At 42.4% G+C, this 25,828-nt stretch carries 30 protein-coding genes; 4 read left to right on the top strand and 26 right to left on the bottom strand.

The window, feature by feature from the left end; all coding sequences use genetic code 11:
* Positions 1-80: 80 nt before the first annotated feature.
* From lpdA to SB660_RS06805, 5 genes are all read right to left on the bottom strand, one after another.
* On the bottom strand, positions 81-1,460 hold the full coding sequence (gene lpdA, locus SB660_RS06825; RefSeq protein ID WP_410581886.1) for a dihydrolipoyl dehydrogenase: 1,380 nt from the start codon (positions 1,458-1,460) through the stop codon (positions 81-83).
* Positions 1,461-1,478: 18 nt separating this feature from the next.
* A complete protein-coding gene (locus SB660_RS06820; protein WP_410581884.1) occupies positions 1,479-2,609 on the bottom strand; it encodes a dihydrolipoamide acetyltransferase family protein in 1,131 nt (376 codons plus the stop codon).
* Between the two features lie 17 nt (positions 2,610-2,626).
* A complete protein-coding gene (locus tag SB660_RS06815; RefSeq protein ID WP_058015401.1) occupies positions 2,627-3,664 on the bottom strand; it encodes an alpha-ketoacid dehydrogenase subunit beta in 1,038 nt (345 codons plus the stop codon).
* A 20-nt stretch (positions 3,665-3,684) separates the two neighbouring features.
* Positions 3,685-4,662 (bottom strand): thiamine pyrophosphate-dependent dehydrogenase E1 component subunit alpha, encoded by a 978-nt coding sequence (locus SB660_RS06810; RefSeq protein ID WP_180309520.1) that lies wholly within the window; start codon positions 4,660-4,662, stop codon positions 3,685-3,687.
* Positions 4,663-4,854: 192 nt separating this feature from the next.
* Positions 4,855-5,328, bottom strand: a complete 474-nt coding sequence (locus tag SB660_RS06805) for a SprT family protein (protein WP_410581881.1) — start codon at positions 5,326-5,328, stop codon at positions 4,855-4,857.
* A 99-nt stretch (positions 5,329-5,427) separates the two neighbouring features.
* Here SB660_RS06805 and cmpA point away from each other — a divergent pair, with 99 nt between their 5' ends.
* Positions 5,428-5,562: a cortex morphogenetic protein CmpA gene (gene cmpA, locus SB660_RS06800; RefSeq protein WP_012009003.1), complete on the top strand. Its 135-nt coding sequence runs from the start codon at positions 5,428-5,430 to the stop codon at positions 5,560-5,562.
* Between the two features lie 20 nt (positions 5,563-5,582).
* Here cmpA and SB660_RS06795 read toward each other — a convergent pair whose 3' ends face one another.
* From SB660_RS06795 to acpS, 14 genes are all read right to left on the bottom strand, one after another.
* On the bottom strand, positions 5,583-7,742 hold the full coding sequence (locus SB660_RS06795; RefSeq protein ID WP_410581878.1) for a Tex family protein: 2,160 nt from the start codon (positions 7,740-7,742) through the stop codon (positions 5,583-5,585).
* A gap of 76 nt (positions 7,743-7,818) precedes the next feature.
* Positions 7,819-8,418 carry a PP2C family serine/threonine-protein phosphatase gene (locus SB660_RS06790; protein ID WP_410581876.1) on the bottom strand — a complete coding sequence of 200 codons (600 nt, stop codon included), beginning with the start codon at positions 8,416-8,418 and terminating at the stop codon, positions 7,819-7,821.
* Positions 8,418-9,206: an RNA polymerase sigma factor SigB gene (gene sigB, locus SB660_RS06785; protein ID WP_058015397.1), complete on the bottom strand. Its 789-nt coding sequence runs from the start codon at positions 9,204-9,206 to the stop codon at positions 8,418-8,420. The genes SB660_RS06790 and sigB overlap by 1 nt, the downstream gene beginning before the upstream one ends.
* Positions 9,172-9,660 carry an anti-sigma B factor RsbW gene (gene rsbW / locus SB660_RS06780; protein ID WP_119124437.1) on the bottom strand — a complete coding sequence of 163 codons (489 nt, stop codon included), beginning with the start codon at positions 9,658-9,660 and terminating at the stop codon, positions 9,172-9,174. The genes sigB and rsbW overlap by 35 nt, the downstream gene beginning before the upstream one ends.
* Positions 9,657-9,986, bottom strand: coding sequence for an anti-sigma factor antagonist (locus SB660_RS06775; protein ID WP_061406832.1), 330 nt, complete (start codon positions 9,984-9,986; stop codon positions 9,657-9,659). The genes rsbW and SB660_RS06775 overlap by 4 nt, the downstream gene beginning before the upstream one ends.
* Before the next feature lie 59 nt (positions 9,987-10,045).
* The gene (locus tag SB660_RS06770; protein WP_180309523.1) at positions 10,046-11,053 is read right to left on the bottom strand and encodes a PP2C family protein-serine/threonine phosphatase; all 1,008 of its coding nucleotides are present in this window, start codon (positions 11,051-11,053) and stop codon (positions 10,046-10,048) included.
* Between the two features lie 10 nt (positions 11,054-11,063).
* Entirely contained in the window at positions 11,064-11,465 is a 402-nt protein-coding gene (locus SB660_RS06765) for an anti-sigma regulatory factor (RefSeq protein WP_003214085.1), read from the bottom strand.
* A gap of 2 nt (positions 11,466-11,467) precedes the next feature.
* Complete coding sequence (rsbS, locus tag SB660_RS06760; protein ID WP_003214235.1) at positions 11,468-11,836, bottom strand: RsbT antagonist protein RsbS; 369 nt, start codon at positions 11,834-11,836, stop codon at positions 11,468-11,470.
* Positions 11,796-12,671: an RsbT co-antagonist protein RsbRA gene (locus tag SB660_RS06755; protein ID WP_061406828.1), complete on the bottom strand. Its 876-nt coding sequence runs from the start codon at positions 12,669-12,671 to the stop codon at positions 11,796-11,798. The genes rsbS and SB660_RS06755 overlap by 41 nt, the downstream gene beginning before the upstream one ends.
* A 114-nt stretch (positions 12,672-12,785) precedes the next feature.
* The gene (gene ndoA / locus SB660_RS06750; RefSeq protein WP_003214169.1) at positions 12,786-13,136 is read right to left on the bottom strand and encodes a type II toxin-antitoxin system endoribonuclease NdoA; all 351 of its coding nucleotides are present in this window, start codon (positions 13,134-13,136) and stop codon (positions 12,786-12,788) included.
* Between the two features lie 4 nt (positions 13,137-13,140).
* Positions 13,141-13,422: a hypothetical protein gene (locus tag SB660_RS06745; RefSeq protein ID WP_012008995.1), complete on the bottom strand. Its 282-nt coding sequence runs from the start codon at positions 13,420-13,422 to the stop codon at positions 13,141-13,143.
* 292 nt (positions 13,423-13,714) lie between these two features.
* Positions 13,715-14,896 carry an alanine racemase gene (alr, locus tag SB660_RS06740; RefSeq protein ID WP_058015393.1) on the bottom strand — a complete coding sequence of 394 codons (1,182 nt, stop codon included), beginning with the start codon at positions 14,894-14,896 and terminating at the stop codon, positions 13,715-13,717.
* Between the two features lie 135 nt (positions 14,897-15,031).
* Positions 15,032-16,048 carry a LolA family protein gene (locus tag SB660_RS06735; protein ID WP_144463289.1) on the bottom strand — a complete coding sequence of 339 codons (1,017 nt, stop codon included), beginning with the start codon at positions 16,046-16,048 and terminating at the stop codon, positions 15,032-15,034.
* Positions 16,049-16,208: 160 nt separating this feature from the next.
* The gene (gene acpS / locus SB660_RS06730; RefSeq protein ID WP_144463287.1) at positions 16,209-16,574 is read right to left on the bottom strand and encodes a holo-ACP synthase; all 366 of its coding nucleotides are present in this window, start codon (positions 16,572-16,574) and stop codon (positions 16,209-16,211) included.
* A gap of 94 nt (positions 16,575-16,668) precedes the next feature.
* Between acpS and SB660_RS06725 the strand changes: the two genes are divergently transcribed.
* Positions 16,669-17,274 (top strand): rhomboid family intramembrane serine protease, encoded by a 606-nt coding sequence (locus tag SB660_RS06725; RefSeq protein ID WP_410581870.1) that lies wholly within the window; start codon positions 16,669-16,671, stop codon positions 17,272-17,274.
* Positions 17,275-17,331: 57 nt separating this feature from the next.
* On the opposite strand, the gene SB660_RS06720 is transcribed toward SB660_RS06725, so the two are convergent.
* The 7 genes from SB660_RS06720 to SB660_RS06690 form a co-directional block, all read right to left on the bottom strand.
* Positions 17,332-18,831 carry a PH domain-containing protein gene (locus tag SB660_RS06720; RefSeq protein WP_058015389.1) on the bottom strand — a complete coding sequence of 500 codons (1,500 nt, stop codon included), beginning with the start codon at positions 18,829-18,831 and terminating at the stop codon, positions 17,332-17,334.
* Positions 18,821-19,300, bottom strand: a complete 480-nt coding sequence (locus tag SB660_RS06715; RefSeq protein ID WP_003214135.1) for a PH domain-containing protein — start codon at positions 19,298-19,300, stop codon at positions 18,821-18,823. The genes SB660_RS06720 and SB660_RS06715 overlap by 11 nt, the downstream gene beginning before the upstream one ends.
* Positions 19,301-19,410: 110 nt before the next feature.
* Positions 19,411-20,904 carry a degradosome RNA helicase CshA gene (cshA, locus tag SB660_RS06710; protein ID WP_058015388.1) on the bottom strand — a complete coding sequence of 498 codons (1,494 nt, stop codon included), beginning with the start codon at positions 20,902-20,904 and terminating at the stop codon, positions 19,411-19,413.
* A gap of 165 nt (positions 20,905-21,069) precedes the next feature.
* Positions 21,070-21,408 (bottom strand): avidin-fold protein, encoded by a 339-nt coding sequence (locus SB660_RS06705; protein WP_058015387.1) that lies wholly within the window; start codon positions 21,406-21,408, stop codon positions 21,070-21,072.
* A gap of 127 nt (positions 21,409-21,535) precedes the next feature.
* Entirely contained in the window at positions 21,536-22,228 is a 693-nt protein-coding gene (locus tag SB660_RS06700; protein ID WP_180309527.1) for an alpha/beta hydrolase, read from the bottom strand.
* Between the two features lie 27 nt (positions 22,229-22,255).
* On the bottom strand, positions 22,256-23,620 hold the full coding sequence (locus SB660_RS06695; RefSeq protein ID WP_061406816.1) for a UDP-N-acetylmuramoyl-tripeptide--D-alanyl-D-alanine ligase: 1,365 nt from the start codon (positions 23,618-23,620) through the stop codon (positions 22,256-22,258).
* Between the two features lie 80 nt (positions 23,621-23,700).
* Positions 23,701-24,783, bottom strand: coding sequence for a D-alanine--D-alanine ligase (locus SB660_RS06690; RefSeq protein ID WP_144457001.1), 1,083 nt, complete (start codon positions 24,781-24,783; stop codon positions 23,701-23,703).
* Positions 24,784-24,966: 183 nt separating this feature from the next.
* Between SB660_RS06690 and SB660_RS06685 the strand changes: the two genes are divergently transcribed.
* Both SB660_RS06685 and fbpB read left to right on the top strand, forming a co-directional pair.
* On the top strand, positions 24,967-25,287 hold the full coding sequence (locus SB660_RS06685) for a thioredoxin family protein (RefSeq protein WP_034663973.1): 321 nt from the start codon (positions 24,967-24,969) through the stop codon (positions 25,285-25,287).
* A 346-nt stretch (positions 25,288-25,633) separates the two neighbouring features.
* A complete protein-coding gene (gene fbpB, locus SB660_RS06680; RefSeq protein ID WP_003214266.1) occupies positions 25,634-25,783 on the top strand; it encodes a Fur-regulated basic protein FbpB in 150 nt (49 codons plus the stop codon).
* Positions 25,784-25,828: the final 45 nt, after the last annotated feature.

The raw sequence follows: 25,828 nt of genomic DNA, 5'->3' as shown, positions 1-25,828 counted from the left end.
TCATTATAGATAAATATAAAAGCGCTTTCAATTATCGTTGGCTAACCCAAGAAGTCAATTGGATAGAAAAGGAGTCTTTTTCAGCAGTGCACCGCTCGTCCAATGGTTTGCAGCACGGCTTCATGTATTGCCTCTGAAAGTGTCGGATGTGCCGCAATAAACTGCTCTAATGTATCAGCGGTCAACTCTGCATGCACCATCACCGCCGCTTGTCCAATCAGTTCTGTTGCATTCGGTCCAATGATTGAAACGCCTAATATTTCTTGATATTGCGGTTCTACAATGACCTTTACGTGACCGGCTGGTTGATTTAAGATTAATGCTTTTCCATTTGCAGAAAATGCACATGTCCCGATCCGAATCTCCTCATATTGTTTTCTAGCACTCTCTTCATTTAAACCAACACTCGCGATTTCTGGAGAGGTGTAGATGCATCTCGGAATGACTTGCTCATTGACCTTTACATGTTCACCTGATGCATGGGATGCTGCAACCGCTCCTTCATGAAAAGCAGTATGAGCAAGCTGGACCCCACCTGTCACATCACCGCACGCATAGATATGCGGGAGATTGGTTTGCATATGTTCATTGACGTAGATTCCGTTCCTATCAAATTCAATTCCAATCTGATCAAGATTCAACTCTCCAAGTTGCGGAGTTCTGCCAATCGCCACTAAGCAAAGATCCGACTGGATGTCACAACGTTCTCCTTGATTATTCTCCACCACTACTTTTCTTGAAGAGGAATCAAGCTGTTTGACTGCGGCGGACGTCAAAATGTTTACACCCGTTTCTTCGAGCTGCTCATGAAGACATTGTGCTGTATCACGATCTTCTTCTGGTAAAATGTGCACTGCCTGTTCAACCATAACAACCTTTGATCCCATTCTGCTAAAGATGCTCGCAAACTCACAGCCAATCACCCCGCCCCCAATGATACAAAGTGAATCTGGGATCGAAGAAAGTGACATGGCGTCCTTGCTGTGAATGATCCATTCCCCATCAAAAGGCGCAAAAGGTAAAGCAACAGGCGCAGCCCCTGTTGCAATAATGATTTGTTTTGCTTGAATGATTTCAGACTTTCCTTCACTTTCTATCAATAGCTCATGTTCTGATAGAAATGAAGCCTTCCCATTTACCACGGTGACTTTGTTTTTATTCATCAAATAGCGAACACCATCAGTGAGCTGCTTGACGACAGACTGTTTTCGTTTTTGAACGGCCTTCCATTGGATGATAGGCTCATGTTCTGGAAGCTCAATGCCAAAATGTCCTGCTGATTTTACATGCTCATACATATCGGCGCTTTGCAAAAGTGCTTTGGTCGGAATACAGCCTTCATTGAGGCAGGTTCCTCCCAGCTGACCTTGATCAATTAACACAACCTCTCTGCCAAAACGGGCGGCAGTTATGGCCGCCACATAACCTGCTGGTCCGCCCCCTATCATGACCAGTGTCATGGTACATTCACCTTCTTCCTATAAAAGAATGGATATTGGTTCTTCTAAATGTGCTTTGACCGTTGATAAAAATGCAGACGCAGGCGCCCCGTCCAGCACGCGGTGATCGAACGTAAGACTGAGTGGCAGGATGGTCCCTTTGCTCAATTCACCCTCTCGATAAACAGGAGTGTCATACATTGTTCCGACGCCAAGGATCCCCGCTTCCGGCGGATTCAAAATTGGCGTAAAATGCTCTACACCATACGCTCCAAGATTGGTGATGGTAAAGGTAGAACCTTTGATTTCGTCATGAAGAAGCTTTCCTTCACGTGCTTTTTTGCCATACAATTTAATGCTTTTCGCCAGCTCTATCAGCGTTAACCGCTCCGCATGCTGAATGACCGGTACTGCCAATCCGTTATCTAACGCAGCAGCAATCCCAAGATGAACATTCTCAAAGGTTTTGACAACTCCGTTATGATATTGACTGTTCATCACAGGATGTTCTAGCAACGATAAAATCGCTGCTTTGGCTACAAAATCGGTGATGGTCAACTTTGTCTCGTAACGTGCGATGGCTGTTTCATTCAGCTGTTGTTGCAGGTTTTTCAGTTTTGTCACGTCCGCTTTCATCGTAATGGTTAATTGTGCACTTGTTTGCAGGCTTTCCATCATTCTTGAGGCAATTGTTTTCCGCATCATGTTAATAGGCTGTTGCACTGTCTCGTTTTGTTTCTTCTCTTTGCGTTCAGGAAGTGCACGAAGCACATCCTCTTTCGTAATTCTTCCACCTGGTCCTGTCCCCACCAGCGTATCAATGTCTAGGTTTAAGCTATTCGCCATTTTACGGGCAACAGGGGAGATTTTCTTTCTCTCTTTCTTTGGTTTTGACTGGATGTCTCTATCTTTCTTTTCCTCCACTTGTTCATTTCCTTCACCGATATAGCAGATGACCGTGCCGGGCGGTACACCTTCTCCCTCAGGCACTTTTATATCCAAAATGGTTCCTTCAGCAGGTGATTCGATCTCCATTTCAATTTTTTCGGAGTTGATGCTTGCAATGCTTTCCCCTTTGTTTACGGTCTCACCGACCTCTTTATTCCAGACAGATACCGTTCCTTCTTTCATCGACATGCCCAGTTTAGGCATCACAACTTCGACAGCCATCTCCCTCTCTCCTTTCTTTAGTTCAAGATCTTGTCATGACTCTTGCCAATCATCTCTAATACGGTGTTCACAACTTTATCAGGTGTTGGCAGATATATATCTTCAAGAGGTGGTGAAAATGGTACCGGTGTATGAGGAGCCGTCACTTTTTTGATTGGTGCGTCAAGTAAATCAAATCCTTTATCTGCAATCAAAGAAGAGATATCTGCGGCAATTCCGCACCTTGGATTTGCTTCATCGACAATGACAAGTCGATTAGTTTTTTCTACTGAAGTCAGAATGGCCTCTTCATCGAGCGGTGACAAGCTTCTTGGATCAATCACTTCCGCTTCAATACCTTGAGCAGACAATTGCTCTGCCGCTTCGAGTGCTGTATACACTTGTTTGCCCACAGCAAAGATGGTTACATCAGATCCTTCCCTCTTCACATCTGCTTTACCAAGCGGCAATGTGTAATACCTCTCCGGCACATCTCCTGTGATATTGTAAAGCGTCTTGTCTTCAAAAAAGATGACAGGGTCCTGATCCTCGATGGCTGCCAGCAGCAGCCCTTTGGCATCATATGGTGAAGAAGGCACAACTACTTTCAAACCAGGGATGCTTGTAAATAGCGCATACAAACTTTGTGAATGCTGGGCAGCTGCTCTAAAACCCGCCCCATGTGTCGTTCTAATCGTGATAGGCACCTCTGCTTTTCCGCCAAACATGTATCGAAATTTTGCGCCTTGATTCAGCACTTGGTCGAGACAAGTACCGATAAAATCATTAAACATAAGCTCCGCAATTGGTCTTAGCCCTGTTGAAGCAGCTGCCATAGCCGCACCTACATAACCGGCTTCGCTAATCGGTGTGTCAAGGACACGCTCACGTCCAAATTCCTGAACGATTCCTTTCGTTACACCAAGAACACCGCCCCATGCTTCATCATCCTGTAAGTGATCTACATGAGCGCCTCCTGCAACATCTTCCCCCATTAAAATGACATCTTCGTCTCTTCTCATTGCTAGTTTAATCGCTTCATTCAAAGCACTAGACATGCTGATTTCTCTTGTCATTTCCCTCTCCCCTTTCAGATTTATTGATACGAAACATATACGTCGGTCAATAATTCGGATTGATCTGGATATTCACTTTCTTCACTAAATCTAACGGCTTCCTCTATCGCTTCTGCTACAGCCGCTTCAATACTTGATATCTCTTGATCCGTTAGCAGATGCTGCTTTAATAATTCTTTTTTAAAAAGAGTGATGGCATCTTTTTCTTCTTGATGTTCGGTTTTTTCTTGATTGGTTTTGTAGCGCTGGGCGTCTCCTTCAAAATGACCATAATTCCGATATGTCATGCATTCAATCAATGTCGGACCTTCTCCATTTTTTGCTCGTTCTATCGCTTGTTCTGCTGCTTGATAAACGGCTGTCACATCTTTTCCATCTACTTGAATACCCGGAATGCCATAACTGACGGCTCGATCCACAATCGATTTGCAGCTTGAAGCATAGGAAAATGGCGTCGCTTCCCCGTAACCATTGTTTTCTGCGATGAAAATGACTGGCAGTTTCCAGATGGCGGCGAGATTGATTCCTTCGTGAAAAGTCCCTTGATTGTTAGCACCATCCCCAAAAAAGCAAACGCTTACATTATCTGTCTTTTTATATTTAGCTGTAAGGGCTGCCCCGCACGCAAGTGGAAAGCCGCCTCCAACAATTCCGTTGGCACCGAGCATTCCTTTATCAAAATCTGCAATGTGCATAGATCCGCCTTTTCCTTTACAAAGACCTGTGGCTTTTCCATAGATTTCTGCCATCATTCCTTTAAGATCACAGCCCTTAGCGATACAATGACCGTGGCCGCGGTGGGTACTTGTAATACTGTCTTGTTCATTCAGATGAGCGCAGACTCCTACAGCAACAGCTTCTTCACCAGCATAAAGATGGACAAAACCTGGCAAGATCCCTTTTGTAAAAAGCGTGTGTACTTGATCTTCAAATTGGCGGATTTCCTGCATTTTTTGATACATCCAAACGGCTTTTTCTTTTGTGAGTGCCATTTTCATGATAAAACCTCCTATCTTTTTTGCTTGCACTTCTATACAAGCAAAAAACGTGCCAACATCACAGCGCTTGAAAGCTTAGGCTTTGAGCGATTCACATCGATCAAAAAAGAGACAAAATGAGACTTGCGTCTCTATTTGTCTCAATATGTCTACTTCGTCTCACAAAAAAAGCATCCCATAAAGGAATGCCTATCACTCTGAACCGATTGTACGCTGCCATTTTAATTTTCCTTTGCAGACGCCGCACACATAACGAGAGGTATCAACTCGCCTTTTCCTGATAAAATATTGACCGCATCCTGTGCAGACATATTCTTGCCGCTTCTGTACACGCCGTTTATTTTGTAAGGTCTTGAGCGGTGTACAAAAACGCGGGGCTCCTACTTGTTTTAATAACTCTTTAAAGGAGCGGTCACGATGCTGATAGCCTTTTCCCTCAAGATGCAGATGATAATGACACAGCTCATGCTTAATGATTCCGATTAATTCTTCTCGTCCATGTTCCTCTAGGTATCGGCGGTTTAGCTCGATATTGTGTGTTCCAAGTAAATACCGCCCGCCTGTCGTTTTGAGACGGCCATTAAAAACAGCCTGATGGCGGAATGCCTTACCAAAGAACTGCTCAGAAATATGTTCTGTTAACTGCTGTAACTCGCTCTCCTTCAATCAAGATCGTTCCTTTCTATAAAAACCTCGAACGGGACAATTTCCCCTTTGCATACATTGAAGGTACACCCACTGTTTCGATCAAAGGAGGAATGGGCGATGCCCAACTGGCTGAAAAATCAGATGCAGAAGGCTTTTTTCGAAAAAAATCATTACCAAATTAAGTTGCTGAATCAATGCTGGTACTTCTACAGAAAAAAACATTCAGTCGCATCAAGGCACACCCCATCCTGAGGTGCGCCTCGTTTTTTGTTTTACTCTGGTTTCAGCATGGAGAGGGCAACGCGGCCTTTTGTCTGGTCAACGGAGTCCACCCATACAGTCACAATGTCACCAACGGATACAACGTCAAGCGGATGCTTCACAAAACGGTTGCTGAGCTTGGAAATATGGACAAGCCCGTCCTGCTTGACACCAATATCTACAAATGCGCCGAAGTCTACGACGTTTCTTACCGTTCCTTGCAGTTCCATTCCTTGCTTCAAGTCCTCCAATTTCAACACATCTGTTTTCAAAAGAGGTTTTGGTACTTCATCGCGCGGATCACGCTCAGGTCTTGTCAGCTGATCGATGATGTCCTGAAGTGTAATGATACCAATATCAAGCTGCTCTGCTGCTTCATCCAGCTGAACCTCTGCGATTTTCTCCTTTAACTGCTCTGTGCCAAGATCATCTGGCGTCATCTTGATCATGCGTAAGAACTGTTTTGTTTCTTTATAGCTCTCAGGGTGAATGCCTGTCCGATCAAGTGGATCTTGTCCATCTGCGATGCGCAGGAAACCAATACACTGCTCATAAGTCTTAGCACCAAGTCTTGGAATGTCCTTTAGCTCTTTTCTGCTTGTAAATCTTCCAATCTCTTCGCGGCGCTTGATGATATTCCCCGCGACAGCTTTTGAAAGACCTGACACATATTGCAGCAGCGCCTGTGAGGCTGTATTGACGTTTACACCGACTTGGTTGACGACCGTCTCCACTACGAAGGTTAACGAGCTGTTTAATTGCTTTTGGCTCACGTCATGCTGGTATTGGCCTACTCCGACAGACTTCGGATCAATTTTCACAAGCTCTGCTAAAGGATCTTGTAATCTTCGAGCAATGGATATAGCACTTCGTTCTTCGACTTGCAGATCTGGAAACTCTTCTCGCGCCAGTGCAGACGCAGAGTATACACTTGCTCCTGCTTCATTCACAATCAAATAGGAGACCGGCTGATCCAGCTCTTGAATGAGGTCTGCAATGAATTGTTCAGTCTCTCTTGAGGCTGTTCCGTTTCCAATCGCAATGACTTCAATGTTTGATGATTGAATGATCTCTTTCACTTTTTGTTTCGCTTCCGATTTTTTATGCACAGGCGGGTGCGGGTAAATGACGCCGATATGATGAACTTTTCCTGTATCATCTACGACTGCTAACTTACAGCCTGTACGAAATGCAGGATCGACTCCAAGTACACGCTTCCCTTTCATTGGCGGCTGAAGCAGTAGTTTTCTTAAGTTTTCAGCAAAAATATGAATCGCTTGTTCTTCTGCTTTTTCTGTCAGCTCTTTACGTATTTCTCGTTCGATGGAAGGCTGGATAAGACGTTTATACGCATCGTCAATTGCCGCTTCGATAAACGGTCTTGCCGTCGTCTGTTTGCCTTTTATGACTTGTTTGTCGAGATAGAAACGAATATTTTCAGCAGGCGGCTCGATGGCTGCCTTTAAGATGCCTTCTTTCTCTCCACGATTAACCGCTAATATACGATGAGGCACTATCTTTTTGATGGGCTCTTGATAATCGTAATACATTTCATAGACATTTTTCTCATCGCTTTCGATGTCTTTTCCTGATGTGATTAGGCTGCCCTTTTGGTACGTTTCGCTGCGAATCCATTTCCGCATATCAGGATCATCTGCCAGCTGTTCAGCAATGATGTGCTGTGCGCCTTCAAGTGCCTCTTCTACACTTGTTACTTCCTTTTCTTCGTTGATAAAAGAAGCAGCCTTCTTCTCGATCTCATCGCTTGGCAGTGTGAGTATATAATCCGCCAGCGGCTCGAGTCCTTTTGCTTTGGCTACATTTGCTTTTGTTTTACGTTTTTGTTTGAATGGCCGGTATAAATCTTCGACCTCTTGCAGTTTATGAGCCTGTTCAATTTTTTGTTTTAATTCATCCGTTAGTTTGTCTTGTTCTGCGATTAACCGGATGACTTCTTCTTTTCGGTTCATGACATTTTGGATATATGTATAGCGCTCTGATATGGTTTGAATTTGCACCTCATCCAGTGAGCCTGTCTGCTCTTTCCGGTAACGGGCAATAAACGGGACGGTGTTGCCATCCTCTAAGAGCTTGATGACACTTTCAATTTGTTTTGTTGAAAGCTTTAATTCTGTTGCAATTTGTTTCAATAAAAAGTCAGATGTCTTCATACTTTGCATCCTCTCACTGTTTCTTCTCTTTTAGTGTATCAAAAAAATCGGTAAAACAGAAAAAAGGTCAGCTATTTTACGTGAGCTGACCAAGTACATAGGTGAGATCGTCCTTCTTGTCTTGTGTGTATGTTTCAAGCTGCTTGGCAATGTCTGCAACTGAATGGCTATGCTTTAAACACATTCTCATGTTTGGCACATTCAGTCCGTCTGAATACATAATGAATGTCGATCCTTTTTCGTAGGAATAGGTATATGTTTTATATTTTCTAGGTTTCCCTGATAAGTATCCTGATGTCGGAAGTGGATAAATATAGTCGCCAGAAGGGGCATTCAAGATGAACCGAATATTACCAACCGAACAATAGGTAAATTGCTGCTGGGAAAAATTCACCTTTAATATGGCTACAGTGGCTCCGCGTTTATTTTTCATCGCCTGATTGCATCTGTCAATGAGTGTCGTCATATCCTCATGTCCATATTCTTCGACAATTTCGCTGACTAAAGAAGATGATTCATTGGCGAACTGACCGCTGCCTAATCCGTCTGCCACAGCACAAATTAGTTCTTCATCATCTGCTTTAATAAAAAAACTGTCCCCGCAGCATGATTTCCCTTCTTTATTCGATTGATAGATGATGGCATTCACATGCTTATGCTGTTCAATCTGCTTCATTACCCTAGCTCCATAGACGCATCTTCTGATAATGCATCTCGTAGCTTCTTAACTGCCTTCCGTTGCAGTCTCGATACATGCATTTGGGATATCCCTAATAAATCGCCTGTTTCTTTTTGACTCTTATTTTGCAAATAAGTCAGATTGATAATCTCTTTTTCTCGATCTGTCAGAACATGAAGCACACTCTCAAGCATCATTTTTTGGTTGACACGTTCGTAGCCCTCTTCTTGTGAGCCGACAACGTCTAAAATGGTGACTGTACTTCCTTCAGAATCCGCCTCTACGCCTTGGTCGACAGACAGTGCTTGATAGCTTTTGCCCATCTCCATGGTTTCCAGTACTTCTTCTTCTGTCACATCTAGGTATTCTGCAATTTCTTGGACTTTAGGTGACTTTTGCGTCTCTGTTGTTAGATGATCAACGGCCATCTTGATTCTTGGTCCAAGCTCTTTGATTCGCCTTGGTACATGGACACTCCACGTTTTATCCCGTAAAAAGCGTTTGATTTCCCCGATAATGGTTGGAATAGCAAAGGCTTCAAATGATTTACCGACGAGCGGATCGTATCGCTTAATGGCGCCAAGTAAACCAATCATTCCAACTTGTCTGAGGTCCTCATGAAAGCTTTTTCCTTTTGAATATTTTTTTGCCAGCACATCAACCAAGTTTGTATAGCATTCGACCAGCGTGAGCTGCGCCTGCTCATCTTGATTGGATTGATAGCTTTGGATAAGGCGATCCACTTCATCTTTAGTTAGTTTCATAGTTTTGGATGGTTGTGTCATGGTCAACTCGCTCCCTGTTTAAAAACTTTGTCATCGCAACGGTAACTCCGGAGTTTGCTTGCACCTCGACTTCATCCATCAATGTTTGCATTAAGTATAAACCAAGACCTCCTTCTGCCAATTGATCCACCGTATGAGCAGTTGTATACGGTCCGAGGTCTTCCTGCTTTTGTTTAAAGTCAAAGCTACCGCCTTTGTCAGCGACAATGATTTCTAGACGGTCTTCGTAGACAAGAAAGCGAACAGCTACCTCTCCATCTTCACCGTCTTTTCCTTGATAGGCATGCTGAACTGCATTTGTACAAGCTTCACTGACGGCAATTTTTAAGTCTTCAATCTCTTCGTAGACATAGCCCATTCGGCTCGCTACGCCTGAAAGAGTCAGGCGAATGATGCCTACATATTCTGGTTTTGCCGGTATTTTCATCTCGATTAGATCTACTGATTCGTTCATTGTACCCCACCCTCTGTCTTTGCAGAAATGTCAATGATGTCCTTTAATCCAGTAATTTCAAACAACCTTACAAGCCGATCTGACAAGTTCTCAAGCTTTAGTGTTCCACCTGCTTTTTGAGCTGCTTTAAACAACCCAACAAATACACCTAATCCTGTACTATCCATATACGTAACATCCTTCAAACAGATCTCTAGATGCTCTCCCGCCTCGGCTTTAGGCATGAGTGTTTCTCTTAGCTGAGGAGCAGAGTACACATCGATTTCTCCACTGACACTAATTTTCGTTTTTTGATCTATTTGATGCTCTTTTACAGACATATTCATTATGCATTCACCTCGAAATTCTAGTTTCCTTGAATTTTATATACCCGTCTATGCACTTTCTAAACCTTCCTTTTGAGGACAAGTAACGTAAAATCATCATGCAGCTGAAAATCTTGCAGCTTGAGTAAGCTGTCATAGATGGCATCCACCATTTCCTGAGCTGAATAGGATAGGTTCTCTGATATCAGCTCTTTGATATCCTCACGCTCTAAGAAGCCGTCCTCCGATTTGGATTCTGTGACACCATCTGAGAATAAAATCACCATATCCCCTACGTCCAAATGCTTCTCATACTGCTTATAATCAAAATCTGGTGCAATTCCAAGCACAAGCCCTTTTGCATCTAAATCGTAAAATTGATTCTCTTTATTGCAATAGAAAAAGCCCGGCTCATGACCAGCCGATGCATATTTAAATTCATGTGTTTCTTTATTATAGCTGCCATAAAGCATGGTGATAAACATACTTGGGTCTACGTTTTGCTCGACAACACGATTAAGGGTCTTTAGCACTTTAGTTGGGCCGCTCCCTGACTCTGGCAAGGAATCCATCGCATATTTAATCATCGACATACAAAGCGCAGCCGGGATTCCCTTTCCAATGACATCTGCGATCGCGATATTAATCGTATCGTGATCAGTCACAAAGTGGTAATAATCTCCACTCATCTGTTTTGCCGGTACACTTATCGCCCCAATATCGAACGTATCTCCTTCTGGAATTTTCGTCTCCAGAAGGGTTTGCTGAACATTGGCAGCAATTTCAATTTCTGATTTAATTTCTTGCTGGATGCCTCTAAGTGTTAAATGTTCCTGATAGGCAAGTCCGTACCCAATCATGACTTCAATTAAGAAGTCTAGTGAATGAAAAACATCTTTCGGCAAATCAGGGTAAAGCTCCTGAATCACTTTTCGGTGAACACTCACTATTTCTTCAGGAGGTATTTGATGCTCAATGGTTTTACGGCTAAATTTTTGAGCTTGATAAAGCGATGTTTCAGTTAAATCACTGATATAACGACTGAGCAGCTGATGGTACCGCTGCTCCATTACCTCCTTAAAATCCATGGTTTCCCTCCTAGCGAAGCCACTTAACAGCTTGTATCTCCGTTCCTTGTTCTGGTGCAGAATCTAATTTAAATTCATCCATCAATCTTCTGACGCCCGGCAAGCCTGCTCCGAGGCCGCCTGATGTAGAAAATCCGTCTTCCATCACTTTACGTATATCCATGATGCCAGGCCCCTCATCGGCTGCGATGACTTTGAGTCCACGCTTTCCGCGCTCCATCACTTCTTCTATACAGATCTGACCTTTACCAGCGTATAAATAGATGTTTCGAGCTAATTCTGAAATGGCCGTCGTAATTCTTGCTTGGTCAACTGTTCCAAAACCAAGTTCTTTTGCAACATTGCGCCCCAATTGTCTTGCTGCGACTATATCCCATTCCGTCAATATCTTTACACAGGATTGGTCTTTCATATCTATTCCCCCAATTCCCGCTTCAGTGTCTCAAGCCCTTGTTCAAGATCTAGTGCTGTCTGAATTTCTTCCAGCGATATACCAAGTTCAATGAGCGTCACAGCGACTGCCGGCTGTATTCCTGTTAATACAACTTTTGCCCCCATGAGCTTGGACATGGTGATCACATCGCCTAATACCTTTGCGATAAATGAATCAATCATATCGACGGATGTTAAGTCAATGACAACACCGTTTGCTCCTGTTTCATGAATTTTATTCAGTAAGTCTTCTTGAAAGTGAAGAGCTGTTTGATCATCAAGCTCCCACTGTATTGAAATCAGAAGACAGTTATATAGTTTTAAGATTGGAATCTTCGGGTGATTTCTCACTTGGTAATCCCTCCAATGAAACAATTTTTCGATTTGTCATTTCCAAAGCAGTTTGAATTCCTTTTTGAAGGGTATTCTTTGTTGTAACCTGAGATAAATCAATTCCAAGGTTCACAATGGTTTGGGCTATTTCTGGGCGAATACCGACAAGTAAACACTTCGCTCCTACTAATCTCACAGCCTCTGACGCTTGAATAATATGGTGGGCCACCATTGTGTCCACGACAGGTACACCCGTGATATCAATTAAGACGACCTGTGAGCGATGTTTGACGACACCATTGAGCAGGTTCTCCATAATTTTTTTCGCACGATCTGTGTCAATTGTTCCAACAAGCGGCATGACGGTGATGTGCTCAAATACAGGGATCAGCGGGGCAGAAAGTTCCTGCAGCGCAATTTTTTGAAGGCTGACGGTTTTTTCCCATGAGATGGAATACTGGTTTAAGATCTCGTTATGAATGGGTGTGATGAATCGATCGATTTGCCAGATGAGGTCATGACTTTCTTCTTTTGTATCTTTGTCATCGTTCATTTTTTCATATAAATGTGTACGGATTTCCGTTAGGCCGTTTGCCAGTAACTTAAGTGATATACCCATTTGAACAATTTTTAAAGCAAGAGTTTGCACTTTTTCTTCAAACTCCTCATTATACCCCTCTGAAAGAGATGTAATGATGAGTTGAACATACTCCGAACAGATGGTTTCATACATTTTGTCGTTCAGCATCATGTCCGTTTCTTTTTCTCCGAGTCGTTTTAAAATGTCCGTCCACTCTTTTTCTAATTCCTTTTGATGCTTTCTTGCAAAAGCTAACACGATATGATTCGACATGTTTTACCCCCTACTTACATTTAAAGCAATTCTTTAGTCTTTCTTCATTATAACGTTAATAAAAATTGAACACAAAAAAAGTTGCTCCCAATAGAGCAACCAAGTCTCACCATATTAAAAATCAATAAGAGCCAAACTAACTTGTAAGGCTTCATCAACCTTCTCCATCATCTCATCATCAAGATGTGTGATTTTATCTGTCAATCTTTGTTTATCGATTGTACGAATTTGTTCCAAAAGAATGACAGAATCTCGTTCAAAGCCGTACCGCTTTGCATTAATTTCGACGTGAGTCGGTAATTTCGCTTTTTGTATTTGGGCTGTTATGGCTGCAACGATAGCAGTCGGGCTGAAGCGATTTCCAATGTCATTTTGAATCACCAATACCGGGCGAACCCCGCCCTGCTCGGAGCCAACAACAGGAGATAAATCAGCAAAGTAAACATCACCGCGTTTAACAATCAAATGTTTAACCCCCGCTGACTAATCGCTCAACTGTATTCTCAGCCTCAAACTCTGCGTATTGTGCTTCTGAAGAGATATTCAGATTAATTTTCGCCATCTCCATGTAGCCGCGTCTCATCGATTCACGATTTTGTCGAATATTACGTTCACGAATATACGTTTTTGTCGCTCGGTAGATCAATTCATTTCTTGTTACCTTATCCTGCTCTGCTACTCGTTCGATCTCAGACATTAAAGTCTCCGGCAGTCGAATCTTCATTTCGTTTGTTGCGCTGGATTCAGACAAAAAACATACACCTCCACAAAACTTACGGATACCGTATCGATCCATTCCAAGACTAATCATACCATTATTCAATGCACAAGCAAAGCTGTTTTTTCATGATTTCTTATTAGAACATGAAGCGGCTCGCCACCCGTAAATCAAGATGATAATGGAGTTCCTCCTTCCCATTATACGCCTTTTTCCGAAAATCATACGGTATTTCCAAAATCTCTAAAAAAGGGAGAATGTTTACCCTACTTTTGTCGAATAAAAAAGAACGAAGTCAGTTTGACTATCGTTCTTTTGAATGTGTTTATAAAAAACTTGGCCCGCCTTGGAGGAGCGGGTTCCGTACATGCACTCTTTTGCCGTCTTCTATATATACTCTTGGAACACGGTGGCCAATCGAGCACGTGACTTCATAGTTAATGGTTTCAAGCCTTTTGGCGATTTCATCGACTGGTATCATGTCTTCTCCTTGCTTACCAATTAAAACGACCGGCTCCCCTACTGGAAGCTTGTCTTTCAGTTCAACCATGAATTGATCCATACAAACCCTTCCGGCGATCTTCCGGCGCTTTCCGCCAACAAGTACTTCCGTTCCTGCCAGCTTCCGGATCCATCCATCTGCATAGCCAACTGGAACCGTGCCGATCCACGTATCTTGATTGGCTGTATACGTTGCCCCGTAGCTGACACTCTCACCCTTTTGAATGTGCTTCACATGGGCAAGTTTTGTATGAAGAGACATAGCTTCTTCGAGCTTGAAAGGCAGTTCATCCTTGATTTCTTCTGACGGCGACAGCCCGTACATACTGATGCCGAAGCGAACCATATTAAACAAGACGTCTTTAAACCTTAGACCTGCTGCACTGTTGGCGCAATGAACGAGCAGCTTGTCCGTATGAAGCGGCTCAAGCAGTGTTTGAAAGGTGTCGACCTGCCGATCAAAGTAGGCCTCATCCTTTTCATCTGCTGTCGCAAAGTGAGTAAATACGCCTTCCAGCTGTAAATAAGAGTGCTCGCTGACAAGCTTTTTCACTTCGTTCACTTGCTCAATCGTTTTCACACCTAATCTGTTCATTCCGCTGTCTATTTTCAAATGAAATCGTATAGGCTGTCCCATCTGCCCTTTCATCATGTTGGTGACGTCTCTCAGCCAATCGATGGAGTATGCAGTCATGATGACATTGTATCGAACGGCGACTTTGACATATTCCGGCGGTACAGCGCCGAGTACCAGTATTGGTGCTTTGATGCCTTTATTTCTTAAAGAAACGGCCTCATCTAAAAAGGCGACGGCTAATACGTCTGCACCTGCTTTGAGAGCAGCTCTTGCCACTTCTATATCTCCATGTCCATATGCATTGGCTTTCACCACAGCCATTAGTTGAACACTTTGACCGATATGATCTTTCATATGTGAAACATTATGCTTGATTGCTGATAAATTAATTTCTGCCCATGTGTCTCTATAAAAGGCATTTGTGTCCATCCGTCACACTTCCCTATTGAATGATTCAATCCCCTCATATGATACTAAAAATCAGGAATAAAGTGAAACAAATCAAAGAACATCAGCCCTTGTATAGGGCTGATGTTTCATTTCTAAGGCTCTCGCCTGAGGTATTTATTTAGCTGACTGGCCTTCTACACTCTTTGCAACCATCAAGAGCTCTTCCTTCGATAGATCACTTGAAGAAATCAAGTAGTCCACTCCGTCAGATGTCCATGAAAGGGATTGATCTGTCAGAACCCCAACTGTCATGCCAAGGTCGACTGGCTCGCCGTTCATTGTCACAGGCGTAGATGCTTCAGCGACTCTCGCTTTTTCCTGAATGAGTGTGAAGGATTTCTTTCCGCCATACGTCATCACATAACGCTTCCCGGCATCTGTCATCATTTCTTTCTCTTCCATCTTTTTCACACCCTCTGGCATGTCAACTGGTGTTTTCACCGCAAAGCTGTCAGATGGGTCTGCACTTGTGGCAACATCCATTTGAGAGAGTGTCATGTTTTTCTTCTCATCAAATGCATCTTTGTCGAAGGATTTATTGAATTCAAAGTGAGAGAATTCCACTTTCACCATTGGCTTTTTGTCGCTATCCAGCACTTTCACACTGGCAGGCGCCATTGTTTTTTTATGAAAGATAATCTCTTGGGTAGGCAGCATTTGGTTGTGCTGATAATTGGTTTTGGTTTCGAACACATACTTTGAATCTTTCGCTTTGAACTGAGCGGCACTGTCATTCTTAATATCCTTCACGAGCGACTCAAATAAGTAGACCTGACTGCTATTATTTGGCCAATCACTGTGGAAACGGAAGCTCTTGTTCAATGAAGGTGTCAGCACAAACACACCATTGCCATTTCTTAAAATGACTTGACTCTGATCCTTTTTCGGATTTTCTAAATAGACACGGTAAAGTTCCGGCTTCTTGTACCAAATTTCTACCTGATACTCCTGCGGGTCATTTCCTGTCTCAATGGTCATTTTTGCTTTGGCTTTGTATGATGTCATTTCCTCTGCCTTTTTGTTTAAATCTCCAACGATATCCTTCTGAGATTTTTGACCGCATGCGGAGAGAATCAGTACAAAAAGGATTCCCGTTACAAGCAAAACAAAGCTTTTTCTCACCCTTTTCAACCCCTTCGTTAATTGTGTTAAAAGGAAGAAACCGCTTGTTTGACTTTAACAGTACGCCTCAAGAGTTAACTGCGTACCGCGAACCATCAAAGCCTGTTAGCAACTCGCCCTTCCTTATCGCACTACCCAATATATGAAGAGGGGACAAACAATATGCAGACTAGCTTGACAACCTTTCAATTAAAACTTGTGCTGCAGCATATTCTTTCGTGTGAGTGATGGACACATGAACCTGATCACCCTTCGTCTTTTCGCTTTTGATGAAGGGTTTTCCATGTTCGTCTTTTTGGATTTCCATGTCATGAAAGCTTAAATACGAGCCGATTCCCGTTCCGTATGCTTTAGCGAAAGCTTCCTTTACTGCAAAACGTCCCGCCAAAAATTCCAGCTGCCTCTTTTCACTAAGTGCGTGAAAGATGTCTTGTTCACTTAACGTTAAAATTCGTTCTGGCAAACGGGGCTGTCTACTAAGCACGCGCGCGAGCCGGTTAATCTCTACTATATCAATGCCTATTCCTTTGATCATGAGGTACCTCCTATGATACTCGTACTAATTTGGATGTTCTCTTCATAAACGTGTTACTATAAACTTACCATTATCTAGTCAAAAGGGGTTTGTTATGTTTATTCGAACGGAGAGCTTTCACCAATTTATTAGATCGTATCCAATCGTCACAACGATCCTTGCTTTGCAATTTGGTCTATGGCTTATATTTGCGCTTCCTATCCCTCTTATACAGCTTGGTCACGACCATCTCGTCGGTTTCAATTATGGTGTAGCTGCTGGAGAATGGTGGCGGCTCGTCACACCTGTTTTCCTTCACGGAAGTCTGACCCATATTTTGTTCAATTCAATGTCATTGTTCTTATTCGCTCCAGCGCTTGAGCATTTGCTTGGGAAGGTTCGATTTCTGATCATCTATCTTGGTGCAGGGTTCATTGGTAATCTCGGAACCTATTGGGTCGAGCCTTTAGAGTATGTACATGTCGGCGCTTCTGGTGCGATCTTCGGTTTGTTTGGCGTTTATTTATACCTTGTTCTATTTAAACCGCATATGATGGACCGCGGCAATTCTCAGGTAATCTTAACGATTCTTGCAGTCTCTGTCATCATGACGTTCGTCAACTCAAACATCAATATCATGGCTCACTTATTTGGATTGATCGGCGGCATGCTCCTAGCACCTCTTACGCTATTTTTCCATTCAAAAAAAAGACACTATTAACCTCATAAAAAATGTCGATCACTCCTATGAACAGGAAGCGGATCGACATTTTTGTGTTTAAGTTGATTTGTTTTTTTCATACGAATACCAATCCATTACACGTGCTGCATCTTCTTCCTCAAGGTGATGCACACCAAACGAATCAAGCAGCGCAGAGGATTTCACAAAGGTGTGAATACTCGCCACCCGGCCTTTCTTTTGGAAGAAAGATTGCGTCATCGTATAGTTTTGCATTCGTTTTCTCAAGACAATGCCAGTGGTTTTGCCAATGCCTCTTGATGTCAGTTGAATCAATGGATCTTTGATCGTATAGCCTGATTGTTTATAAGCTAAATAGCCAAAAACCAAAGCAATCGGAAGCGGAATGAGAGCCAAATACCCCCATGGCGGAAAACGGACAGATAGGATTACGCCGACAAGTAATGGCACAAAGCCGAAAGAGATCAGGTAGCGCTTGAGTGAACGCTTTGGCACCTTTTTCAGTTCAGATTCTGGCTCCAAATGATAATCATCTGTGAATTGAGAGAGCAGTTCGTTGATTTTTTTCTTCCGAATCAGTGGAAATAAGACGGAAGAGGTTTCTTTTTCTGTAATAGAACCTCCTGCACTCACAAGCATCACCGTCGCAAAGCCAAAGGGTTCACGAAGAATATTTTCTTTGATTTTCACTGCTTGAATTCTCGCAAGCGGAATGGTCATTTGATGCCTTTCGATGAGCCCTCTTGTGATGATGATGTCTTTCCCTTTTCGTTTTGCGTTAAAATTCGCATATTGAAGGGCTGTTACCCCAACACTAAGAATCCACGCAATCAATACGGCGATAAATATGAGAATCGCATAAATCTCAATACTCGCATGACTTAAAAAAGAAAACCGCTTGACGAATCCGTCCAAAGGAAGAATTTCATCTATTTGTGTGTAAATGGCGAGACACCCAGAAATAATGACTCCGATCCCGCTTGAAGTGGTCGCAGCCAAAAGCAGCTCTGGTATACCCATCCGGTAGGAAACATTGATTTCTTTTTCTACAGGTTGCTGCGCTGTCAGAGGATCATGCGGGACAGCTCCATTTTCATCCACCATTTCTTCTTGCTGCAAGCTTTTCTTCCGATTGAAAATCGATTGCTTTAATTGTTCCGCTTCTGCTTTTGTAATCGCCGTCAGACTCACTTCTGGACCGTCTGTTCCTCCAGCTGTTTCGATTTGAACCCTCACCAAACCAAAAATCCGCTGGAAGATACCTTCACTTGTATTCACCGTTTGAATTCGTTCTAACGAAATATATTTTTTCTTTTTTGTGATGACGCCCGATTCCACGCGAAATTCATCATCTTCCATTCGGTAGGTGAAGCGCCTCCATGCTAAAACAGTTAAAACAGCTTTCCATAAAAGAAGCACACCAAGAATGATAAATGCATAAAAACGAATGCTCGAATTCGAGTTCACAAAAATAAGCACGAAAAAAGGGATAATGAAGTTTTTGATCATGGATACGGCATCTGAGATAAAATCAATGAACATCGAGATTGGATGTACACGTTTTGGTTCAGACATCATCTTCCGTCACCCTTGCTAAACGAGATATGTAATCACGAAGCTCATCTGCTTCTTCTAATTCTAGCGCCGGTATATCATGAACTGTGGCAGCAGTCGATATTTGAACAGATGCCAAACGGTAGCGCCTTAAAAGCGGCCCTTGTGATGTATCGACATGCTGGACACGCACCATCGGTACAATCACACGTGTGACACGAATGAGCCCATGCTGAATTTCAATTTCATTTTCGAATACTTCGTAGCGCCAGATGCGATGACGGATTTTCGGTATAAGCCAAATGCCAAAAATGACCTGTAAGACCCATAAACCGGCGAGGATGGCGCCAATCCAATATGGCCATTGAAGATAATAACTAGCAACAAATACCCCAATGATGATGAGTAAGAAAATCAATGAGATAATTCCATTTTGAAGACGCCATACCTTTAAACCATTTAAACTAATTTGACGTTGCGGCTGTTTTCTCACATTCTTCCCCCATTCTCTTACTTTTCTATCAATATATTACGAAAGAAAGCCTAAAAAGTTTCAGTAAACCTGTTAAAAAAAGCGAACCCTGCAAAGGATTCGCTTTTGAATTAGTTGTTATAAGATTTCTTTTGACGGCGATCGCTAGAAGAACGATTGCGGTCATTTGAAGAACGCTTTTTATCACCGTAAGATGAACGGCTTTTCCCGCGATAGCCGCCGCCTCCGCCGCCACTCTCTCTACGTTTAGAAGAGCTGCGGTTGTTACGATTGCGTTTTGAAACCATTGGTGCTTCATCTGTCAAACGAACAGGCGTTGCATCCGGTTCTTTTGTCATCATTTTGATGGCAGCCGCAACCACTGTGACAGAATCATGATCTTCTAGCAATTCAGCAGCAGCTGTCATGTAGAAGTTTAAGTTGTTTTCACTGATGATGGTGCGCAGACGATCAATAGTTACTTGCTGTTGACCTTCAATTGCTTCATCTAGAGTTGGTTCTTTCATACGTTCCATTTTACGTTTAGTCGTTTGCTCAATCGCACGAAGCATATCTTTTTCACGCGGTGTGATGAATGTCACCGCCATACCTGTACGTCCAGCACGTCCAGTACGTCCAATACGGTGTACGTAGCTTTCTGGATCTTGTGGTACGTCAAAGTTATACACGTGTGTTACGCCTGAGATATCAAGTCCACGTGCTGCAACGTCTGTTGCTACAAGCACATCGATTGAACCTTCTTTGAATTTACGAAGCGCAACCATACGTTTCGCTTGAGTCAAGTCACCATGAATTCCTTCAGCTGTATAACCTCTAAGGTTAAGTGCTTCAGTCAATTCGTCAACGCGGCGTTTTGTACGGCCGAAGACAATTGAAAGCTCAGGTGATTGAATGTCAAGAAGACGAGTCAATGTGTCAAATTTCTTACGCTCGTGGATATCCAAGTAGAACTGTTGGATGTTAGAGACAGTCATTTCTTTTGCTTTTACTTTTACGTGTTCTGGGTTTGTCATGAAACGTTCTGCAATGCGCTTAATTGGTGCAGGCATTGTCGCAGAGAATAAAAGTGTTTGGTGTTCACTTGGTACATTTGAAAGGATCGATTCAATGTCTTCGATGAAACCCATGTTTAGCATTTCGTCTGCTTCATCAAGCACAACAGTTTCAACATTTTGAAGACGCATTGTACGACGGTTAATGTGATCGAGTAAACGTCCTGGAGTCCCTACGATGATATGAGGATTTTTCTTGAGCGAACGGATTTGACGGCCGATATCTTGTCCACCGTAAATCGGAAGTACGCGCGCACGCTTGTCTTGGCCAATTTTGTATAGCTCTTCAGATACTTGAATCGCTAATTCTCTTGTTGGCGCAATGATAATCGCTTGGATATTTGGAGACGCTGGGTCGATTTTTTCTACAAGAGGAATACCAAACGCTGCAGTTTTTCCTGTTCCTGTTTGTGCTTGTCCAATGACATCTTTATTCTGAAGACCGAGAGGAATTGTTTCCGCTTGAATCGGTGTTGCTTCTTCAAATCCCATGCGGTTAATAGCTTTCATGAGACTTTCGCTTAATTGAAAATCTTGAAACGTTATAGTCAAATTATTCAAACTCCTTCTAATTGCTGTTTCAGTAATCTCGTGAATGATCATTAAAAACTGCCCTTTTCTGAAAGGACAGGTCCATTATATACAAAGCCCGAATTACCCTACCTTATATCTTACCATTACACTATTTGTTTTTCAACAAGACAGAAATGGATATATCTACTGTTCCACAATGACAGATTCACCATCACTTTGATCGCCATCCATCCATTTCCACTTTTCGAACAGTTGAATTTTTCCGTTATCCAACTGATTAGGTGTAGAATTGCAAGACCCGCTTCTCATGCTGCCGTCTTTGCTGACATGGTGGTACCTAAAATGAAGTGTTCCATCCTCATTTACAGTTCCTACAAGTACACCAGATACAATACTGCCGCCTTGATACGTGCCCGTTAATATATTCCCGTCCTGACGATATTGAAATACGGTGCCTACCGATACTTCTCCGTTACTCGAATTAGACTGCGGGACAAAGGTTTTTCCGTCATATTGAAACAACCGAATCAACCACCTTTTCTTTCCTATTGTACCATAGGCTTGTCACTCATTCGACAAAAATGATGTAATTTTTAACAAGTGGGATTCAATTTATATTAGTTTAGCCACATTTTCGCTTTTCTATAGATTAAATTGTTTTTTTAAGAAATTCCTCTACTTTTTCAAACAATTGCTGTGCACATGGCTCGTGACAAACATGATGTTTACAATCAGGTAAATAAAACATTTCTTTCTGACGGGACGGGATTTTATGATCAATAAATTGTGCACTAGAAGCTGGCACAATCCCATCGCTTTCCCCTTGAACAATTAACACAGGGAGGTGAAGTTTCTCAAGAGAGCTCTTCGTTTGCTTCACCAGCTTCATAAATTCAACAGCGGCTGACAGCGGTGTGCTCGTTAGCTTATGACGGTATCTATCATACAAAGGGTTCGTATCAATCAGCCCAGACAATGATTCTTTCACCATCTGCCTTGTGTCTTGAATCATTTGTTTTGGATTCACATATTTCGCCGCAGCACTTAAAAGGACGAGACGAGCAACTGGATACTTCGCTGCAAGATAAGCAGCAATCATTCCTCCCATAGAAAACCCGATCAAAAAAATGGTATCACATGTTCGGTAAAGAGAAAGAAGTTCTAATTCAGCTGTCGCAATCCATTCTTGATAGAGAATACCTTTTAGCTGAAGTTCATCTCCATGCCCCGGAAGCGTGACAGACTGAACGTTCCAATCTGTCTTCTGCCTTAAATATTGCGCTAGCGGTTCCACTTCATAGGGGGCGCCAGTAAATCCATGTATACAGAGACAGCCAATCATTCTGTCACCTTCTTTGCCGCTCTCTTTTTATAGTGCAGTAATGATTTCTTCTAATCTCATGCCGCGTGAGGCTTTGACGAGAACAACATCGTCAGGACCTGCTACGTCAGCAAGTTTTTTCTTCAGTTCCTCTTTGTCCATAAATGAGAACACACGCGCATCACCGAATGATTTCTTTGCTCCTTCAGCGATGAATGCACCTAGGCGGCCATATGTCATCACATGATCAATAAATTCGGGCTTGATGTAGCGGCCTAGTTCATAATGATACGTTTCTTCTTCGCTACCCATCTCTAGCATGTCTCCAAGGACAAGAATGCGATTTGCGAAGCCGTCCATATCTCCTACAAGATCAATGGCAGCTTTCATGGAAGTAGGGCTTGCATTATATGCATCATTGATAACAGTGATTCCTTTTTCTGTTTTAAACAGTTCAAGACGCATTCCTGTTAATTTTGTTTGCATGAGTCCTTGGGCAATTTGTCTTTCATTCAGTCCGAAATGCTGACCTATGGCAATGGCAGCAAGGGCATTCTTCACATTATGTTTCCCTAATACAGGAATGAGAAACCCCTGGGCATACCCTTCGACCTGAAATTCAGTTCCTTCTGCAAGCTGGTTGATATGCGTTACCTTGATATCACAGTCCTCTGCTTCTCCAAAGGTTTTCACTTGCTGCGAAAGTACAGTCGCTCTCTCGCGGATCAAGGGTTCATCACCTAAATAATAAAAGGTGCCATCCTTTTTAAGCCCTTTTGTGATCTCATATTTTGCATCAGCAATGGCTTCTCTTGATCCTAAATCTTGCATATGAGATTCTCCGATATTGGTGATGACTGCTGCATCAGGCTCAGCTAGGTTTGACAAGAACTCGATCTCTCCTTTTGCACTCATGCCCATCTCTAATACAGCTATCTCTGTACCTTCTGGCATCGCAAGAATGGTGAGCGGAAGACCGATATGATTATTAAAGTTACCGTCTGTTTTATGAACTTGATACGTTGTTTGTAAGACGGAATGAATCATATCTTTCGTTGTCGTTTTCCCGTTACTTCCTGTAATACCGACAACACGAGGGTTTTCTTCTTTTAAATACGATTTTGCCAATTGCTGAAGTGCTGCCAGAGTATCATCGACAAGAATGACAGGTACGCCTTCCGGTGGATTGGTTTCTTTTTGATTCCAAAAAACAGCTGCGGCTCCAAGCTCCACTGCTTTAGAAGCAAATGTGTGACCGTTAAAATGTTCTCCAATTAGGGGGATAAACAATGCACCTTTTGATACTTTTCGTGTATCTGTTGTCACTCCGTGAATTTGCTCTTCGCCAAAAGCTTGATTAGATAGTGTCCCACCAGCCATTTGGGCGATTTGTTTCACTGTACGTTTGATCATGATTTTTCGCCTCTCTTTCTCATTTCACGTTTGAAGGAAAAGAGACACTACCTAAGGATAGTGTCTGCTAGTTGCTCACATTAAAAAGTCGTTTTAATGGTTTGTTTTTCTTGATGGCGTTCAATTGCAAGTGACACTAGCTTTTCAATGAGCTCTGGATACTCTACACCAGTGTGCTTCCAAAGCAGCGGGAACATACTGAATGGTGTGAATCCAGGCATTGTATTCACTTCATTGATCAACACTTCGCCTTTTTCTGTGAGGAAGAAGTCTGCACGTACAAGACCAGAACCATCTAGGGATTTAAATGCCTTAATCGCCATATCATGAATCGTCTTGTATTCATCCTCTGACACACTTGCAGGAATGATCAAATCTGTATCTCCATCTTCATATTTTGCTTTGTAGTCATAAAAATCTGTTTTAGGTGCAATTTCACCAACGACAGAGCATTTCGGCTCGTCATTTCCTAATACACCAATCTCGATTTCTCTTCCTACGACGCCTTCTTCTACCACCACACGACGATCATATTGGAAAGCTAAGTCGAATGCGGTTTGCAGCTCTTCTTTGCTGCGGCATTTGCTTATTCCAACACTTGATCCCATGTTGGCAGGTTTTACAAAGCATGGATAGCCAAGTACTTGTTCTACCTGTTCTAAGCTGTCTGGTGTGGCTTTCTCATAGTCTTTTTTATTGAAGGAAAGGTGCTTCGCTTGTGCAAGTCCTGCTTGAGCAAAAACATCTTTCATCATGACTTTATCCATACCCGCGGCAGAAGCAAGAACGCCGTTGCCGACATATGGGATATTTAGCAGTTCAAGTAATCCTTGCATCGTTCCATCTTCACCATTTGGCCCGTGCAATAATGGGAAGACAACATCAATCTTCTCATCAGCGGATGCAGGCTGTGGAAACATGCTCTCATTTAAAGAAGTTGGTAAAAACGTCTTAGCATTCTGTTCAAATTGAAGCATTCTGACGTTTGATACTGGTTCAGTGAGTTTTTCTCCTCTTAGCCATTCGCCCTCTTCTGTAATATAAATTGGATGTATATCGAACTTCTCAGTGTTAAGTGCTTTTGTAACTGCAAGGGCTGTTTGCAGTGATACATTATGTTCGGCTGACTTTCCGCCGTAAATCAATCCTAAACTTATTTTCAATGGATACTCCCCCCACTAAAATTCATCTTTACTATCTTATCACTTTCAAGCAAAAATGCTCTAATTAATTTTTGTTGTTACGGAATTGAAATGATTTGTAAAGTTGTAAGCGCCTCCCGAGCATTTGTATGTCATTCGCCTTTATTTTATATTAAAATGACATTGAAAAGGAGTTGTGACAAATTGAAAAAAATCACAAGTACTGAACAATTCAATGAAATCATTCAATCTGACAAAGAAGTTATCGTTAAATTCTTTGCAACATGGTGTCCTGACTGTACAAGAATGGACATGTTCATTCCAGACATCTTAGAGGCATATGCTCACCATGAATGGTTTGAAATAAACAAAGATGATTTCCCTGAATTAGCAGAAACGTATCAGGTCATGGGTATTCCAAGCCTGTTAATTTTCAAAAATGGCGAAAAAACAGGTCATTTACACAGCGCAAACGCAAAATCACCTGAAGAAGTGACAGAGTTTCTTCAAGGGCACGTTTCTTAAATCGTGAAACGAAGGACATCAGCTAACACTTGCTGGTGTCTTTTTTTCTCCATCCCTTACATCAAATCTCCTCATAAGACGATTTGATCAATCAAAACGTTTCAACGAGCGAAAGAATGTTTTAGATAGATGCTTCTCTTAAGACAAGAAATGACAGGAATTATTTCCTGGGAAAGAATGAGCGTCGATTAGGCTTCGAATTTGTCGATTGCGTGAATTTTCTGAATATAATCTTTACTTCCGGCATTGCGCTTTGTATAATAGAGTTGCTAATTGAAAATGATTATCAATTTCATCTATGTGGAATCCTATAGACGTCTATTCTTATAAAGGAGCGATGAGTCACATGTCTAAGAAGAAAATCAAAACGTATCAGCAATTGATTGAAGAGAACAAGAAAGCCATCATGCGCGATCCTAAAATGATGGAAAGTATATACGAAACCATCGACAAAAAGCATCAGAAGCAGCTTGCAGCTGCTGGACGCGAATCATAAACATAAGGGGGAGCAGTCAAAGCTGGCTGCTCCTCTCTTTTGTCT

Source organism: Bacillus sp. SIMBA_005 (assembly GCF_046535585.1).
In the GTDB taxonomy this organism is placed as follows: domain Bacteria; phylum Bacillota; class Bacilli; order Bacillales; family Bacillaceae; genus Bacillus; species Bacillus pumilus.
The sequence above is the reverse complement of the archived record's forward strand: the minus strand, read 5'-3'. Positions and strand labels throughout refer to the sequence as shown.

What these genes read in the sequence shown, in the direction of transcription:
- fbpB (WP_003214266.1), top strand. Translation starts at nt 25,634, where the DNA reads ATGTCTAAGAAGAAAATCAAAACGTATCAGCAATTGATTGAAGAGAAC.
- SB660_RS06770 (WP_180309523.1), bottom strand. Translation starts at nt 11,053, where the DNA reads ATGGATTTTAAGGAGGTAATGGAGCAGCGGTACCATCAGCTGCTCAGT.
- SB660_RS06795 (WP_410581878.1), bottom strand. Translation starts at nt 7,742, where the DNA reads ATGAAGACATCTGACTTTTTATTGAAACAAATTGCAACAGAATTAAAG.
- alr (WP_058015393.1), bottom strand. Translation starts at nt 14,896, where the DNA reads ATGGACACAAATGCCTTTTATAGAGACACATGGGCAGAAATTAATTTA.
- SB660_RS06775 (WP_061406832.1), bottom strand. Translation starts at nt 9,986, where the DNA reads ATGAATATGTCTGTAAAAGAGCATCAAATAGATCAAAAAACGAAAATT.
- SB660_RS06725 (WP_410581870.1), top strand. Translation starts at nt 16,669, where the DNA reads ATGTTTATTCGAACGGAGAGCTTTCACCAATTTATTAGATCGTATCCA.
- SB660_RS06820 (WP_410581884.1), bottom strand. Translation starts at nt 2,609, where the DNA reads ATGGCTGTCGAAGTTGTGATGCCTAAACTGGGCATGTCGATGAAAGAA.
- SB660_RS06815 (WP_058015401.1), bottom strand. Translation starts at nt 3,664, where the DNA reads ATGACAAGAGAAATCAGCATGTCTAGTGCTTTGAATGAAGCGATTAAA.
- SB660_RS06810 (WP_180309520.1), bottom strand. Translation starts at nt 4,662, where the DNA reads ATGAAAATGGCACTCACAAAAGAAAAAGCCGTTTGGATGTATCAAAAA.
- SB660_RS06695 (WP_061406816.1), bottom strand. Translation starts at nt 23,620, where the DNA reads ATGATCAAACGTACAGTGAAACAAATCGCCCAAATGGCTGGTGGGACA.
- SB660_RS06765 (WP_003214085.1), bottom strand. Translation starts at nt 11,465, where the DNA reads ATGAAAGACCAATCCTGTGTAAAGATATTGACGGAATGGGATATAGTC.
- SB660_RS06700 (WP_180309527.1), bottom strand. Translation starts at nt 22,228, where the DNA reads ATGATTGGCTGTCTCTGTATACATGGATTTACTGGCGCCCCCTATGAA.
- SB660_RS06755 (WP_061406828.1), bottom strand. Translation starts at nt 12,671, where the DNA reads ATGTCGAATCATATCGTGTTAGCTTTTGCAAGAAAGCATCAAAAGGAA.
- sigB (WP_058015397.1), bottom strand. Translation starts at nt 9,206, where the DNA reads ATGACACAACCATCCAAAACTATGAAACTAACTAAAGATGAAGTGGAT.
- SB660_RS06790 (WP_410581876.1), bottom strand. Translation starts at nt 8,418, where the DNA reads ATGAAGCAGATTGAACAGCATAAGCATGTGAATGCCATCATCTATCAA.
- acpS (WP_144463287.1), bottom strand. Translation starts at nt 16,574, where the DNA reads ATGATCAAAGGAATAGGCATTGATATAGTAGAGATTAACCGGCTCGCG.
- lpdA (WP_410581886.1), bottom strand. Translation starts at nt 1,460, where the DNA reads ATGACACTGGTCATGATAGGGGGCGGACCAGCAGGTTATGTGGCGGCC.
- rsbW (WP_119124437.1), bottom strand. Translation starts at nt 9,660, where the DNA reads ATGAACGAATCAGTAGATCTAATCGAGATGAAAATACCGGCAAAACCA.
- cmpA (WP_012009003.1), top strand. Translation starts at nt 5,428, where the DNA reads ATGCCCAACTGGCTGAAAAATCAGATGCAGAAGGCTTTTTTCGAAAAA.
- SB660_RS06720 (WP_058015389.1), bottom strand. Translation starts at nt 18,831, where the DNA reads ATGATGTCTGAACCAAAACGTGTACATCCAATCTCGATGTTCATTGAT.